This window comes from Serratia sp. S4 (genome assembly GCF_000347995.1).
In the GTDB taxonomy this organism is placed as follows: domain Bacteria; phylum Pseudomonadota; class Gammaproteobacteria; order Enterobacterales; family Enterobacteriaceae; genus Serratia; species Serratia quinivorans.
The window spans coordinates 1792899-1808620 of the sequence record NZ_KB661120.1 but is presented as its reverse complement, the minus strand read 5'-3'; the positions used below and the strand labels follow the sequence as shown (position 1 = coordinate 1808620).

General features: G+C 56.2%; 10 protein-coding genes. 4 read left to right on the top strand and 6 right to left on the bottom strand.

Going from position 1 to position 15722, the window contains the following annotated elements; translation table 11 throughout:
• Positions 1–8: 8 nt before the first annotated feature.
• The 6 genes from ynfE to lrp all read right to left on the bottom strand — a co-directional run bounded on the left by ynfE (position 9) and on the right by lrp (position 10466).
• Positions 9–2462: a selenate/tellurate reductase subunit YnfE gene (gene ynfE / locus SERS4_RS0109180; protein ID WP_017892261.1), complete on the bottom strand. Its 2454-nt coding sequence runs from the start codon at positions 2460–2462 to the stop codon at positions 9–11.
• Between the two features lie 270 nt (positions 2463–2732).
• On the bottom strand, positions 2733–4025 hold the full coding sequence (gene serS / locus SERS4_RS0109175; RefSeq protein ID WP_017892260.1) for a serine--tRNA ligase: 1293 nt from the start codon (positions 4023–4025) through the stop codon (positions 2733–2735).
• Between the two features lie 110 nt (positions 4026–4135).
• Complete coding sequence (locus SERS4_RS0109170) at positions 4136–5479, bottom strand: replication-associated recombination protein A (protein ID WP_012006115.1); 1344 nt, start codon at positions 5477–5479, stop codon at positions 4136–4138.
• 7 nt (positions 5480–5486) lie between these two features.
• A complete protein-coding gene (gene lolA / locus SERS4_RS0109165; RefSeq protein WP_017892258.1) occupies positions 5487–6098 on the bottom strand; it encodes an outer membrane lipoprotein chaperone LolA in 612 nt (203 codons plus the stop codon).
• Positions 6099–6296: 198 nt separating this feature from the next.
• A complete protein-coding gene (locus SERS4_RS0109160) occupies positions 6297–9851 on the bottom strand; it encodes a DNA translocase FtsK 4TM domain-containing protein (protein ID WP_017892257.1) in 3555 nt (1184 codons plus the stop codon).
• 120 nt (positions 9852–9971) lie between these two features.
• The gene (lrp, locus tag SERS4_RS0109155; RefSeq protein WP_004928318.1) at positions 9972–10466 is read right to left on the bottom strand and encodes a leucine-responsive transcriptional regulator Lrp; all 495 of its coding nucleotides are present in this window, start codon (positions 10464–10466) and stop codon (positions 9972–9974) included.
• 668 nt (positions 10467–11134) lie between these two features.
• Between lrp and trxB the strand changes: the two genes are divergently transcribed.
• From trxB to cydD, 4 genes are all read left to right on the top strand, one after another.
• Entirely contained in the window at positions 11135–12106 is a 972-nt protein-coding gene (gene trxB, locus SERS4_RS0109150) for a thioredoxin-disulfide reductase (protein ID WP_017892256.1), read from the top strand.
• 77 nt (positions 12107–12183) lie between these two features.
• The gene (locus SERS4_RS0109145) at positions 12184–13065 is read left to right on the top strand and encodes a LysR family transcriptional regulator (RefSeq protein ID WP_017892255.1); all 882 of its coding nucleotides are present in this window, start codon (positions 12184–12186) and stop codon (positions 13063–13065) included.
• A 96-nt stretch (positions 13066–13161) separates the two neighbouring features.
• A complete protein-coding gene (gene gstA / locus SERS4_RS0109140) occupies positions 13162–13779 on the top strand; it encodes a glutathione transferase GstA (protein ID WP_017892254.1) in 618 nt (205 codons plus the stop codon).
• 176 nt (positions 13780–13955) lie between these two features.
• Positions 13956–15722: a cysteine/glutathione ABC transporter permease/ATP-binding protein CydD gene (cydD, locus tag SERS4_RS0109135; RefSeq protein WP_017892253.1), complete on the top strand. Its 1767-nt coding sequence runs from the start codon at positions 13956–13958 to the stop codon at positions 15720–15722.

The window sequence follows — 15722 nt, the reverse complement described above, 5'->3', positions numbered from 1 at the left end:
GCTACCCCTTATACCTTTTCGATTTGGATCAGATTGGTATGCTGCGGATTCCCCTTGGCCAACGGCGAAGGCCGGTGGGTGGTCAGGGTATTCATGCAGGCACCGTGGTCGACCCGATCGCCACTCATATTGGCCTGATGCCAGGCTCCCTGCCCCATAGCGACCACACCCGGCATGATGCGCGGCGTCACCTTGGCTTCGACACGGACCTCACCACGCCCATTGAATACCCGCACCTGGTCGCCGGCGATGATGCCCCGAGAGTGAGCATCCAATGGATTGATCCACACCTCCTGGCGGCAAGCCGCCTGCAGAACATCGATATTGCCGTACGAGGAATGGGTGCGGGCCTTGTAGTGGAAGCCAAACATTTGCAGCGGGTAGGTGTTACGCAGCGGATCGTCCCAACCTTCAAAGGTAGAGGCATAAACCGGTAACGGGCTTATGGTTTCGTCTTTCTCCAGTTGCCAGTCGTTGGCGATCTCGGCCAACCTGCTGGAATAGATCTCTATCTTGCCGGACGGTGTTTTTAATGGGTTCGCTTCGGGATCCTGACGGAAATTTTTGTAAGCCACGAAATGGTCATTGGGATCTTTACGCTTGTAGATCCCCATGCTGCGCAACGCTTCATAACCCGGCAGCAGCGGATCCCGCGCCTGCATTTTGGCGTATAAATGCTGCAGCCACTGCGCCTGGGTACGCCCTTCGGTGAATTTCTGATGTACTTCTGGCCCTAAACGGCGCGCCACTTCACTCAGCACTTCATAAATGCCCTTACGTTCAAATTTGGCGGCGGTGGCAGGTTGAATAAAGATCAGATACCCCATGTTGCCGGCATAGTCGTTGGGAATGATATCTTCCTGTTCAACCGTCATCAGGTCCGGCAGCAGAATATCGGCATATTTCGCCGACGAGGTCATAAAGTTCTCAATCACCACGATCATTTCGCACTGAGAATCGTCCTGCAAAATATCGTGCGTTTTATTGATGTCAGAGTGCTGATTGGTGATGGTGTTACCGGCATAGTTCCAGATGAACTTGATCGGCACGTTCAGTTTTTCCTGGCCACGCACCCCATCACGCCTGGCGGTCATCTCCGGGCCTCGTACAATGGCATCGGTCCAGCTAAAGCAGGAGATCTGCGCTTTGACCGGGTTGGTCAATACCGGCATACGCTCAATGGTAATGGTATAGGTTGATTCACGCGCGCCGCTGTTGCCGCCATTAATGCCGACATTGCCGGTCAGGATCGGCAGCATGGCGATGGCCCGCGAGGTCAGTTCACCATTGGCCTGCCGCTGAGGCCCCCAGCCCTGGCAGATATAGGCCGGTTTGGCGCTGCCGATTTCGCGCGCCAGTTTGATAATGCGCGCTGCCGGAATACCGGTAATTTTCGCCGCCCACTGCGGCGTTTTCTCGACGCCATCGTCACCCAACCCAAGAATGTAAGCTTTGTAGTGGCCATTTGTCGGGGCGTCGGCGGGTAAGGTTTTTTCGTCGTAGCCAACGCAATACCGATCCAGAAACGGCTGATCGACCAGGTTTTCGCTGATCAACACGTGCGCCAATCCAGCCACTAATGCCGCATCCGTACCTGGGCGAATCGGGATCCATTCATCCTCACGCCCGGCGGCGGTATCGGTATAACGTGGGTCGATAACAATCATCCGCGCATTGGAACGTTCACGCGCCTGCTCCAGATAATAAGTGATGCCGCCCCCGCTCATTCGCGTCTCGGCCGGGTTGTTACCAAACATCACCACCAGTTTGCTGTTTTCAATATCCGAAGTACTGTTGCCCAGATTGCTGCCATAGGTGTAAGGCATGGCGCAGGCGATTTGCGCGGTGCTGTAAGTACCATATTGGCTAAGGTAACCGCCATAGCAATTCATCAGACGGGCGACCAGCGAGGCATTTGGCGATGAGCGGGTAATATTGCCGCCGACAATACCCGAGGTGTAATTGATATATACCGCTTCGTTGCCGTACTGTTCGACAATACGCTTCAGATTGTTGGCGATGGCGTCATAAGCTTCGTCCCAACTGATACGTTTGAACTTACCCTCGCCGCGCTTACCGACGCGTTTCATGGGATAATTCAAGCGGTCAGGATGGTTCATACGGCGACGAATAGAGCGGCCGCGTAAACAGGCCCGAACCTGATGGTCGCCGTATTCATCCAGACCGGTGTTATCGGTTTCGACCCAATACACTTCGTCGTCGCGCACGTGTAAACGCAAGGGGCAACGACTGCCACAGTTAACCGAACAGGCACCCCAGACCCCTTTATCCTGCGAGGCTTGCAGCACACTTTCGCTAATTGAAACCGCTAACGCGCGGCGACTAAATGGCAATGCTATGCCACCGACGGCCAGCGCCAACCCGACGATACCGCTGGATTTTACCAACGTGCGACGACTGAATCCCCCAGACTCCTGACGGTTTGTTTTGTTTTCCGACATAACTCACTCCACGTTTTACCCTGGTATTGATAAACGTCATGCCCTTGACTCAAGGCGGCGAACAGAGGAGACAGATTCGGTGTCTGTTGATGAGCCTGAACAAAAACCCTCCTCTATGAAGGGATATTACTCAGAAGTGAGTAGTGAACTTTGTCTGCTATCAATAAAGCGGGGGAAGTATCTGAAAGAAAAAATGCTTTCGAACAGAGGGGTAATAATTTTCTTATAAAAAAAGCGCCCGCAGGCGCTTTTCGTAACATAACTAACTAGTTAACCGATATATTCCAGGCCACCCATATATGGGCGTAATACTTCAGGAACCTGAATACGGCCATCAGCCTGCTGGTAGTTTTCCAGCACTGCCACCAGCGTACGACCTACCGCCAGACCAGAACCGTTCAGCGTATGCACCAGGCGCGGCTTCTTCTCGGTTTTGCTGCGGCAACGGGCCTGCATGCGGCGTGCCTGGTAATCCCACATGTTGGAGCAGGATGAGATCTCACGGTAAGTGTCCTGCGCCGGCAGCCACACTTCCAGATCGTAGGTCTTGCACGAGCCTGCGCCCATGTCACCGGTACACAGCAACATTTTGCGGTATGGCAGGTTCAGCAACTGCAGCACTTTCTCTGCATGACCGGTCAGCTCTTCCAGCGTAGCCATCGAGTCTTCCGGACGGACGATCTGCACCATCTCAACTTTGTCGAACTGGTGCATGCGGATCAAACCACGGGTGTCACGGCCATAAGAACCGGCTTCGGCACGGAAACAAGGCGTATGCGCAGTCATCTTCAGCGGCAGAGATTCCTCTTCCAGGATCTCGTCGCGCACCAGGTTGGTCAATGGCACTTCTGCGGTTGGGATCAGTGCGTAGTTGCTGCTGTCGGATTCTTCTTCCAGCGGTTTGGTGTGGAACAGGTCCTCACCAAATTTCGGCAACTGGCCGGTACCGAACAGTGTGGCATGGTTAACCAGGTAAGGAACGTAAGTTTCCTGGTAGCCGTGTTGTTCGGTATGCAGATCCAGCATGAACTGGGACAACGCGCGGTGCATGCGGGCAATTTGCCCTTTCATCACCACAAAGCGTGAACCGGTCAGTTTTACCGCAGCGGCAAAATCCAGACCACCGGCCATTTCGCCCAGATCGACGTGATCGCGTACCGCGAAATCATACTGACGCGGCTCGCCCCAGCGGCTGACTTCCAGGTTATCGCTGTCGTCTTTACCGTCTGGTACTTCATCGTCAGGCAGGTTCGGGATCGCCAACGCATAGTCACGGATTTCAGCCTGCAGCTGATCCAGCGCGGCCTTGGCCGTGTCCAGCTTGTCACCCAGTTCGTTTACTTCGCGACGCAGCGGCTCAATGTCTTCCCCGCGCGCTTTAGCCGCGCCGATGGATTTCGATCGGGAGTTACGTTCTGCCTGCAGCGTTTCGGTTTCTACCTGCAGAACTTTGCGACGCTCTTCTTGAGAACGCAGCAGATCCAGATCGAGTTTAAAGCCTCGGCGAGCCAGTTTGACGGCGACTGCGTCTAGCTCATTACGCAGCAGATTGGGATCGAGCATGCTAATCCTGTGCTTATTGTTATTGAAAGAAAATTTGATGTTTTATTCGGCTGAATTTATAGCCGTATAAAGGAAGAGTGATACCCGCTAACCTTACCGCAACGGCAACGCTAGCGGTAGCGTTTTGTCTGGCTATTTTGATCCTGCTCAGCCAGCCATGCCAGCTTTTCGCCAATTTTACCTTCCAGCCCGCGCGTGGTTGGATGATAGTAACGCGTCCTGGCCATTTCGGGTGGGAAGTAATCCTCACCGGCGGCATAGGCATTGGGCTCATCGTGAGCGTAACGATATTCTGCACCCAGCCCCATTTCCTTCATCAGCTTGGTTGGCGCATTGCGCAGATGCTCGGGTACATCATAATCAGCCATCTCTTTGGCATCACGTATTGCCGCTTTGAAGGCCGTGTAAACCGCGTTGCTTTTTGGCGCGCAGGCCAAATAGACGATAGCCTGAGCAATCGCCCTTTCGCCTTCCGCCGGGCCGACGCGGGTAAAGCAGTCCCAGGCCGCAATGGCTACCTGCATGCCACGCGGATCGGCATTCCCCACATCTTCAGAAGCAATCGCAAGCAACCGGCGCGCCACATACAGTGGATCGCCCCCGGCGGTAATAATACGTGCATACCAGTACAACGCAGCATCCGGCGCTGAACCACGCACCGATTTATGCAGCGCCGAGATCAGATCGTAAAAGCGGTCGCCTTTATTATCGAAACGCGCACTGCGTTCGCCAGAGACCTCTTTCAGTAATTCCGGCGTCAACACGCGAATGCCTTTGGCGTTGATCTCCGCCATGTCCGCCATCATCTCCAGGCTGTTCAGCGCCCGACGAGCGTCGCCGCCAACCAGCTCCGACAACATGCGGCGCGTCTCTTCCGGCAGTTCGATATTCTGGCCGCCAAAGCCCCGGCTGCTGTCCTGCATCGCCTGATCCAGCACCTGGCTGATATCTTCGGCAGTCAGTGCCTTCAGCAAATAAACACGGGCCCGTGACAACAGCGCCGAGTTAAGCTCAAAAGACGGGTTTTCGGTGGTGGCGCCGATAAAGGTGATGGTGCCGTCTTCAATGTGCGGCAGGAAGGCATCCTGCTGGCTTTTGTTGAAGCGATGGACCTCATCGACAAACAGGATAGTGCGGCGACCGGCGTCACGGTTTTGGCGTGCACGCTCGATCGCCTCGCGGATCTCTTTGATCCCGGACGTGACGGCAGAAATACGCTCGACGTCCGCCTGACCATAACGACCGATCAATTCTGCCAGCGTCGTTTTCCCGGTGCCCGGTGGCCCCCACAGAATCATCGAATGCAGTTGCCCCGCCTCGATTGCACGCGGCAAAGGCTTGCCGGCGGCCAGCAGATGTTGCTGGCCGATATACTGTGCCAGCGTGGTCGGCCGCATCCGCGCGGCCAACGGCTGGAATTCATTCTGGGAAAAATCGAGCGACATATTACTCACGCGGACCTCACTGGCGCTGGTCGTCCAGCGTCACCCCCTTCGGCGGGGTAAATTTAAATTTGCCGGCATCGGCAGCAACATTCTGCTGGCTTTTCAGCGTGTAAGAGCTGCGCTGGCCGTCCTGCTCAACCGCGGCAAAACTGCGAATAGTGCCGCTGTTATCCACGCTAATGGCGAACTGTTTCAGGTTGCCGCTGCTGGATTTTGGCGTCAGCTCGAAATCATTACCCTTCTGTTTAACATTGTACTGTTTCCAGTCATTGGCGTTATTGCGGGTGATCAGCATAAACGGCGTATTGCCGGTGGCATTTTTCAGCCAGGTGGCGGTCACCTGCTCAACAAAGGGGTTGTAGAACCACAGGGTCTGACCGTCTGATACCAGCACGCTCTCATCCGGCGAGGTCATGTGCCAGTTAAACAGGTTGGGACGTTTCACCCAAAGTTCACCTTCACCCTGCTGTACCGCAGCGCCATCGCTGCTGGTCACGGTCTGGGAGAAGCTGGCGTGGAAACTGTTCACTTTCGCCAGGCGACTTTGCAAATCCTGCGCGGCGTCGGCCAGCACGGAGGTGGAAGCGAATCCCGAAAGCAGACAACAGGCAACTAACAGTTTTTTCATTATTCCAGATACCTTATGAAATGCGTTAACCGCAAGGCGGTGCCGTGCGGGTCAAATGAACCCCAACACCTTCACTCTACCCGAAGCCATTCGCCGGCAGATAGGCCAATGTTCCGAGAAGCCGATGGGTTTACGCTTCTTTGCACAAGGGCCGCTAAGCGGCCCTTTTATGATTATATAACAACGATTAAAACTTCATCAGTCATGCCGCGGCGGTGCCAGCACCTCGCGGTTGCCGTTGTGCCCTTGCTCACTGACGATGCCCTGCGCTTCCATCTGTTCGATGATACGCGCGGCGCGGTTATAACCGATGCGGAACTGGCGCTGTACGCCGGAGATAGAGGCACGGCGTTTATCCACCACAAACTCCACCGCCTGATCAAACAGCGGATCCAGCTCTTCGTCACCGTCCAGACCGCCGCCAGTTCCACCCTCACCGTCGTCACCGGCGCTGAGGATACCCTCTTTATATTGAGGTCGCTCACGCGCTTTCCAATCCTTAACCACCGCATGCACTTCCTGATCGCGCACAAATGCACCATGCACACGGACCGGAATCGAGGAGTTAGGGGCCAGATACAGCATGTCACCCATCCCCAACAGGGATTCAGCTCCGCCCTGATCGAGGATAGTACGGGAGTCAATCTTGCTGGACACGGTAAAGGCGATACGGGTCGGGATGTTGGCCTTGATCAGGCCAGTGATCACATCCACCGACGGACGCTGGGTTGCCAGCACCAGGTGGATCCCCGCCGCACGCGCTTTCTGCGCCAGACGAGCGATCAATTCCTCAACCTTTTTACCGACCGTCATGATGAGATCGGCAAACTCGTCGACCATCACCACGATATAAGGCTCTTTCTCCAGTACCGGCGGCGTCATGTCCATGCTGTCGGTCGGTTTCCAGAACGGATCCGGGATCGGACGCCCCATGGCTTCCGCCTGATCGACGCGCTCGTTATAACCGGCCAAATTACGCACGCCCAGTGCAGACATCAGCTTGTAGCGACGCTCCATCTCGGCAACACACCAACGCAGGGCGTTAGCGGCGTCTTTCATGTCGGTTACCACATCCGTCAACAGGTGCGGAATGCCTTCATATACCGACAGTTCCAGCATTTTCGGGTCGATCATGATAAAGCGCACCTCTTTCGGCGTGGCCTTATACAAGATGCTCAGGATCATGGCATTGACCCCAACCGATTTACCGGAACCGGTGGTACCCGCCACCAACAGATGCGGCATCTTCGCCAGGTCGGCCACCACCGGCTCGCCGGAAATGTCTTTACCCAGGACGATCGCCAGCGGCGACGGATTATCGCGGAACGCCGGGCAGTCCAGCACTTCACGCAGATACACCGTCTGACGTTTGACGTTAGGCAGTTCCAACCCGACGTAAGGCTTGCCGGGGATCACTTCAACCACACGTACCGCCGAGGTTGACAGTGAACGCGCCAGGTCGCGCGACAGGTTGGAAATACGCGCAGCCTTGACGCCCGGAGCCAAATCCAGCTCGAAGCGGGTGATGACCGGGCCAGGCAAAATATCTACCACGTCGGCTTTCACCCGGTAATCGGCCAGGCTGGCTTCCACCAAACGCGCCTTTTGTTCCAACGCGAAGGAATCCACCGGCTCCACCTCTTTCGGGGCTTCGGTCAGCAAATCCAGCGTCGGCAACGGCGTGGTCGGTTTTTGCAACGGCATTTCGTTACGCATCAGGAACGGGTGGATCAGGCTGTCCATCGCCGGCTGCTGCACAGCGGCAGGCTCCGGTTGCGCCACAGGTTGCTGATAGGCAGGCGGCTGTTGCTGCACGACCGGTTGCTGCTGCGGTGGTTGATAAGCAGGCTGATACGGCTGTACCGGCGGGGTCTGAGGCTGAGCCGGCGCGGCTGGCTCAAACTGACCGAACGGCACATCATCTTCACGCTCGCTTTGCAGCTCAATACGTTCTTCCATCTGCGGCGACAGGGTGAACAGTGGCTCAACCGGGCCATCATCAACCAAATCATCCATCGGTGAGAAGCCGAACGCATTGCGGGTATCTACCGGCGTAGTTGGCGCCACCGATGGCGCGGCGGTTGGCTGGCCATAGCGCTGGCTTTGCTGGTCGGCAAACGCCTGACGCAGCGCGGCCTCCTGCAGAGCAGCTTCATCATCCAGATTATCCGCCTCAGGCTCCCCGCCGTAACGCTGGTTTTGCTGCTCGGCAAACGCCTGGCGCAAGGCTGCTTCCTGCAGGGCTTCATCATCTTGATCTTGCGAAAGATTATCAGCCTGTTGCAATGGCTCGTCGTCCTCACGGGTGCGTTGTTCCTGTTCGGCCATACGCTGCGAAGGCAGCTTGATGCCGTAGGAAGCCAGTTCACGCCGGGTCGGAATACGTACCGGGTTCGGGCGCGGCAATTCAGGGCCGAGGCCTTGTTTCACCTGCGAGTTCGCGTCACTGGTGGCGGTAAAGGCCGGCATAAAGGTATTGGCGGCAACAGCACCGGCAATTGCCGTCGCTGCGGCGGGCGCCTGAGGTTTCGCGCTGCCAAACGGTGAAACGGCAGGCTCGGCGGCACTGAAACCGGCCGGAGCACTGACATCAACATGATCACGTTGTGCGGCAGAGAAATCAAATGGAGAGCGGTCGTGCGACGGCGATACGGCCGGAGCATCCCAATTCCCCATACGCGGCTCATCGTCATCCCGGTAAGGGTCGACCGGGCGCGTCGTCTTCGGCGTTGGCGTCTCTTCAGGGATTTCAAACGAGTACAGCGGCGGCGCGGTGTTTTCCGCTACCGCGCTCATCGGATGCTGGTTCACCGAGGCCGGAGCCGCCGGTGCCGCAGTAACCGACGGTGCCTGAGCGACAACAGGTGCCGCTGTGGCAGGTGCGCTGGCTGGCGCTGGCGCAACCGGTACGATATCCGCATCTTCGTCATCATGAGCCCGCAGGCCGCTGAGCAACGGATCTTCGTCCGCCATTTTCGCGGTTTCCGTGACCGAAGGCGCAGAGAACAATACGTCATCTTCCGCTGCATTGGCCGCCGTCGCCGTGGTAGCCGCAGCAAGCGCGGCTTCCTTGTCTGCAGATTCGGGTTGCTCTTCGACGTAGCGGTCGTCATCGTCGTGATAACGCTCTTCACGGCGTGAACGGTTGGTCATAAAGGTCGCCGTCCCCAGCACCACGCCGCCGATACGCTCGGCGATCACCAGCCAGGACCAGCCGGTAAACAGTGTCAGCCCCGCAGCCCAAACGCACAGCAGCCCCAGGGTGGCACCAATGCCGTTGAACCACGGCAACATGGCGTTGCTCAGCAAACTGCCGATCACACCGCCGGAGGCGAAGTAATAGAGATCGTCGACATTCAATGCCGCCAGGCCACACGAAGTGAGCACCAGCGCCAACGTGCCGATCAGGCGCAGTGAAAGCGCAAAATAGTCGATGTATTCGCCGCCGCCGCGCTGACGATAAGCCGCCCAGCACAACACCAGCATGATCGGCGGTATCGCATAGGCGAGTACCCCGAAGGTGAAGAACAATGTGTCGGCCATCCAGGCCCCGACGCCACCGCCCAGGTTATGAATTGGCTCATGCCACGCGGTCTGCGACCAGCTTGGGTCAGATGGATTAAAACTGGCCAAGGCAGCCATGAGGTAAATGGCAAAAATGGCTACCACAATCAACACAGCTTCGAGCAAACGGCGGCCGCTGCTGAGTTTTCTCAAGGTAACTTCTTTATCTTCTGTATATTCCTGGCTCAAGAAAGGCTCTCCAGGTTCCTGTTAGCTGACATAGCAACAGCGCCGAGAAGCTTCCCCGGCGCCGAAACTGTATGAATAAACAGGAGTGTAACCAATTTAATCAGGTTTTGCACCTGCACCCTACCGTGTTTTGATAACCAGACGGTTACTCTGTTTCACTTCTTCCATTACCACGTACGTACGGGTGTCGTTAACCCCCGGCAGACGCAGCAAGGTTTCACCGAGCAACTTACGGTAAGCCGACATATCCGGCACGCGGGTTTTCAACAGATAGTCGAAATCACCGGACACCAGATGACACTCCTGAATTTCTTCAAGTTTCTGTACTGCCGAGTTGAATTGCTCAAACACATCCGGCGCACCGCGGTTCAACGTGATTTCTACGAAGACCAGCAGGGACGCATCCAGATAATGCGGGTTGAGCAAAGCGGTATAACCATGAATAAAACCCTGGCGCTCGAGGCGGCGCACACGTTCTAAACATGGGGTTGGGGATAACCCCACGCGCTTGGAAAGCTCAACGTTCGAAATACGCCCATCCTTCTGCAGTTCGTTCAGGATGTTGCGGTCGATACGGTCGAGATCTTTACCCGGGCGTTTCTTATTGTCTGCCATTATTATTGTCTCTCTTATTTTCTTCCCTGCACTTGCCACACCCCAACCAACGTCAATGTGTAAGGGTTCGTTCCAAGCGAAGACCCAATGCCTGTCATATGCTTCACTACCATCATCACCCCTTGCGCAGCCTGTCTGTCATCCCTGCACCGGGTTTTTAAATGACGTTATCGCAAGAAGAATTACCCCCCGCATGCACGGTGTCCCCTCACCTGCCACACGCAGCTTCAGCAACGGCGCAAAATTCCGCACCAACGCTGTAAATACGTACGATTTACTGTAGGGACAGGGATAATTTCTTCTTCCTATGATGTTTTCGCAAATGCGCAGCGGATTGTCAAAGTAAAAGAAGCAAAATCAGAAGAACGTACCGTCATGAAAAGTTAGCACCCCGTTTTTAGTTATGAATCGCTGGCTTGAAAAGCCCGCAGTCAAGGCCCCCAAAGCCGCTTAATGGGCTGTTTCCAGTCAATGGCGCAGGGAGCGGCGGTGAGTGGCTTCCATAAGTTAAATTGCTGCATTTTACGCTCACTTTAGCAGCAATTTAATAATTAATAGGGAAAGGCTATCAAACAAATCGTTAACAACATCCCCTGACGCTTTTTTTAATGCTGCGTTTTCCCTACAATCGGATCCATTGTCCGCCATTGTGGGAAAAGAGGGTATTCATGGGCACGGCTAAACACAGCAAATTATTGATCCTGGGCTCCGGCCCGGCGGGTTATACCGCCGCAGTTTACGCAGCGCGCGCCAACCTGAGCCCGGTATTGATTACCGGTATGGAGCAAGGGGGTCAGTTGACCACCACCACCGAAGTGGAAAACTGGCCGGGTGATGCCGAAGGCCTGACCGGCCCGGCGCTGATGGAGCGTATGCGCGAGCATGCTGAAAAATTCCAGACAGAGATTGTGTTTGACCACATCAACAGCGTTGACCTGCAGAACCGTCCGTTCCGCCTGTTTGGTGACAGCGGCGAATACACCTGTGATGCACTGATTATCGCCACTGGCGCATCGGCCCGTTACCTTGGCCTGCCTAGCGAAGAAGCTTTCAAAGGCAAGGGCGTGTCTGCCTGTGCCACCTGTGACGGTTTCTTCTACCGTAATCAGAAAGTCGCGGTGGTCGGTGGTGGCAACACTGCCGTGGAAGAAGCGTTGTATTTGTCCAACATCGCGGCCGAAGTTCACCTGATTCACCGCCGTGACAGCTTCCGTTCAGAAAAGATCCTGATCAACCGGCTGATGGAGAAAGTGAAAAACGGCAACATCGTGCTGCACACCGACCACACTCTGGACGAAGTGCTGGGCGATCAAATGGGCGTTACCGGCGTACGTATCCGTAGTACCAAAGCGGAAGACCAAACGCAGGAACTTGAACTGGCCGGCGTGTTTATCGCCATAGGCCACAGCCCGAACACCAGCATTTTCGGTGGTCAGCTGGAACTGGAAAACGGCTACATCAAGGTGCAGTCCGGTATTCACGGTAATGCCACCCAGACCACCATTCCAGGCGTGTTCGCCGCCGGCGACGTGATGGACCACATCTACCGCCAGGCGATCACCTCTGCCGGGACCGGTTGTATGGCAGCGCTGGACGCTGAGCGTTATCTGGACGGCATTGCCGGCGCAGAAGTGCTGTAACCACACACTGTCATTTTGAAAAGCGGCTATCACAGCCGCTTTTTTTGTTCCTGTAAGTTAAGTCGGACGGTGATTCGATGCACAATCTTCTCCATTGGCGTTTATTGGTTGCGGTAGCCGACAGCGGTAAAATCACCCAGGCGGCAAGCCAATGCGGCATGACCCAATCCGCCGCCAGCCAGGCCATCGCTCAGTTGGAAGATGCGCTGAATACCTTGCTGTTGGTTCGCCTGCCGCACAGCGTTGTGCTTACCCAGAGTGGTGAACAAATTGTCGTTCACGCCCGCACCATGCTGGCCGAGCTGGAGGCAATCCAACACTACGCGCAGCGGGCACAAAGCGCGCACGCCGGAAAGATTCGCCTGGCCAGTTTCCCCTCCGCATTCTCCCTGTTACTGCCGCCGTTATTACGTAAATTCCGCCGTCGCTATCCTGCGATTGAACTGGTTCAATTGGAAGGTACCGACCAGGAAGTGGAAAACTGGTTGGCACTGGAAACCGCCGACGTCGGTGTGGTGTTGAACCCAAATAGAGAACGGCAAAGCTACCCATTGGGGCAAGACCTGTGGCTGGCCGTGACCGCCAGTCATCATCCACTGGCCAGGGGGCGGCAACCGGTGGAGTTCAGCACACTGGCCAAACAGCCGTTTGTGCTGGCTACCGGCGGCTGCAATCTCAATGCGCAACTGTTGGCACAGCAGGCCGGGTTGGTATTAACCGATGTACGTATCACCGTCAGTGACTGGAACACCGCCCTGACGCTGGTTCGGGAAGACGCCGGTGTATCGTTGATTCCAGCCTCGGTGATACCGACCGATCTCTCAGGTATTTGCGCATTGCCTTTGGCTACGCCGCTTTATCGTCATTTTGGCCTGGTCTGTTCGTTTGGCAGCGCGGCTTCAGCGCCGGTACAGACCCTGCTGCAATATCTACGGCAGCACCTGCCCGTCAGTAGCTGAGCTGATAACAGGTTTCTGATATTTTAATTATTCAGTGGGCAGCGCCGACGGCATTCTGACGTTCAAGCAATTTCGCTTCTTAGCGCAGGAACTGCCATGAAACTCTACTTTGCACCCGAGACCTGTTCGCTCTCCCCACACATTGTTTTACGCGAGCTGGGATTGCCGTTCGAACTGATCCGAGTCAATAACCGCACCAAACGCAGCGCCGACGGCCGGGACTTTTTTCAGGTGAATCCCAAAGGATACGTCGCCGCCCTGATGCTGGATGACGGGCGGGTGATTACCGAAGGTGCTGCCATCGTGCAATATTTGGCAGACCTGCGCCCCGACGCCGCACTGGCCCCACCTGGCGAGTCTTTCGAACGGGTGCGTTTACAGGAATGGCTGAACTTCATTACCAGCGAGATCCACTCGGGTTCCAGTCCGTTGTTCAACTCGGCACTGCCGGAAGCGACCAAAACGCTGTTTCGCGACAAACTGCGTCGCCGCCTCGATTACCTTGCCCAGGCGCTGAACGAACAACCTTTCCTGCTGGGTGATTGTTTTAGCGTAGCGGATGCCTATTTATTTACCGTGCTGCGTTGGATGTCCCAGTTTTCCATCGAACTAAAAGACTGGCCATCGTTAACCCGTTATATGGCGTTGATCGCCCGCCGCGGATCCGTACAAACCGCCCTGGCCGCGGAAGCAGCAAGTCAGGAGGTGGAATAACCCGGGAGCCCCCTTCTGTTATACCGCTATTTGACCGCTTTATTATTTTCAGTCTGCCGGGTGAAGAGGTAACATTGGCCTTCACTTGTTCGCTTCAGGTTGGGGCAAACACTTTTTTTAACAGTACGTTAACCTTACCTGTAACCACAGGCACCGGCGACGCAGACTAAAAACTGATGAAAAAAACCAGACAGCAACAGTTAACCCGTTGGCTCAAAACTCAGAGCACCCTGGCGCAGCGTTGGTTGCGCCTTTCCATGTTGTTGGGGCTGATAAGCGGCATTTTGATTGTCGCACAGGCATGGCTGTTGGCCGCCCTGCTCCACGCCCTGATTATCGAACACGCCCCGCGTGAACAACTGCTCCCCTCGTTTATCTGGTTGGCTGCCACCTTCGCACTGCGAGCGGTGTTGAGTTGGTTACGTGAGCGCGTCGGTTTTATCTGCGGGCAGGTGATCCGCCAGCGTATGCGCCAACAGGTGTTGGATAAACTGCAACAGCTCGGCCCGGCCTGGATCCAGGGCAAGCCGGCCGGCAGTTGGGCCAGCATCATCGTCGAACAAATCGAAGATATGCAGGATTACTACTCCCGCTATCTGCCGCAGATGTACCTGGCGGTGTTTATCCCGGTGCTGATCCTGATTACCGTCTTCCCGATAAACTGGGCTGCCGGTCTGATCCTGTTGACCACCGCCCCGCTGATCCCGATGTTTATGGCGCTGGTCGGTATGGGTGCCGCCGATGCCAACCGTCGTAACTTTGTGGCGTTGGCACGGCTGAGCGGTAATTTCCTCGACCGCCTGCGCGGGCTGGATACGCTGCGCCTGTTCAACCGGGCTGAAGCAGAAACCGCGCAGATCGCCAAATCGTCCGAGGACTTCCGCAGCCGCACCATGGAAGTGCTGCGGTTGGCGTTTCTATCATCGGCCGTATTGGAGTTCTTTGCCTCTATCTCCATCGCCGTGGTGGCGGTCTATTTTGGTTTCTCTTTCCTTGGCGAACTTAATTTTGGCAGTTACGGCACCGGCGTTACGCTGTTCGCCGGTTTTCTGGTGCTGATCCTGGCGCCGGAGTTCTTCCAGCCACTGCGTGACCTGGGGGCCTTCTACCACGCCAAGGCACAGGCGGTGGGCGCAGCTGAAGCGCTGGAAACCTTCCTCAGCGCCGAAGGCGAGCAAATGGGCAGCGGCACGCAACGGCTTGATACCGATGCGCCATTGGAACTACAGGCGCAGGATTTGGAGATCCTGTCACCGAATGGCGTGCTGCTGGCCGGCCCACTGAGTTTCACCCTGCCGGCGAACCAGCGTATTGCCCTGGTCGGGTTAAGCGGTGCCGGTAAAAGCTCGCTGCTGAATCTGCTGCTCGGCTTTCTGCCCTATCGCGGTTCATTAACCGTCAATGGAACCGAACTGCGCGAGTTGGCGGCCGAAGGCTGGCGTCAGCAGCTTGGCTGGGTAGGTCAGAACCCGCACCTGCCGGCTCAGACGCTGCGGGCCAACATTCTGCTGGGGAACCCGCAGGCCAGCGAAGATCAGTTGCAACAGGCGGTGGAGCAAGCCTACGTCGGCGAGATACTGCCGCATCTGCCGCAGGGATTAGAGACTGAGGTGGGCGATAACGCCGCCCGTTTATCCGTCGGCCAGGCTCAACGCGTGGCCGTAGCCCGGGCGCTGATCAGTCCGCGTCGTTTGCTGCTGCTGGATGAACCGGCCGCCAGTCTTGACGCCCACAGTGAACGGCGGGTGATGCAGGCGCTGAATGTCGCCTCGCACCAGCAAACCACCCTGCTGGTCACCCACCAGTTGGAAGATACCGAAAATTACGACCAGATTTGGGTGATGGAAGGCGGGCAGATCGTTCAGCAAGGCGATTACGCCACGCTGAGTGCTCAACCTGGCCTGTTTGCCAATCTGATCGCACACCGCAGCGGGGATCTCTAA

Excerpts from the sequence above, each read along its gene's own strand:
- ynfE (WP_017892261.1), bottom strand. The coding sequence starts at position 2,462 with ATGTCGGAAAACAAAACAAACCGTCAGGAGTCTGGGGGATTCAGTCGT.
- serS (WP_017892260.1), bottom strand. The coding sequence starts at position 4,025 with ATGCTCGATCCCAATCTGCTGCGTAATGAGCTAGACGCAGTCGCCGTC.
- lolA (WP_017892258.1), bottom strand. The coding sequence starts at position 6,098 with ATGAAAAAACTGTTAGTTGCCTGTTGTCTGCTTTCGGGATTCGCTTCC.
- lrp (WP_004928318.1), bottom strand. The coding sequence starts at position 10,466 with ATGGCAGACAATAAGAAACGCCCGGGTAAAGATCTCGACCGTATCGAC.
- trxB (WP_017892256.1), top strand. The coding sequence starts at position 11,135 with ATGGGCACGGCTAAACACAGCAAATTATTGATCCTGGGCTCCGGCCCG.
- SERS4_RS0109145 (WP_017892255.1), top strand. The coding sequence starts at position 12,184 with ATGCACAATCTTCTCCATTGGCGTTTATTGGTTGCGGTAGCCGACAGC.
- gstA (WP_017892254.1), top strand. The coding sequence starts at position 13,162 with ATGAAACTCTACTTTGCACCCGAGACCTGTTCGCTCTCCCCACACATT.
- cydD (WP_017892253.1), top strand. The coding sequence starts at position 13,956 with ATGAAAAAAACCAGACAGCAACAGTTAACCCGTTGGCTCAAAACTCAG.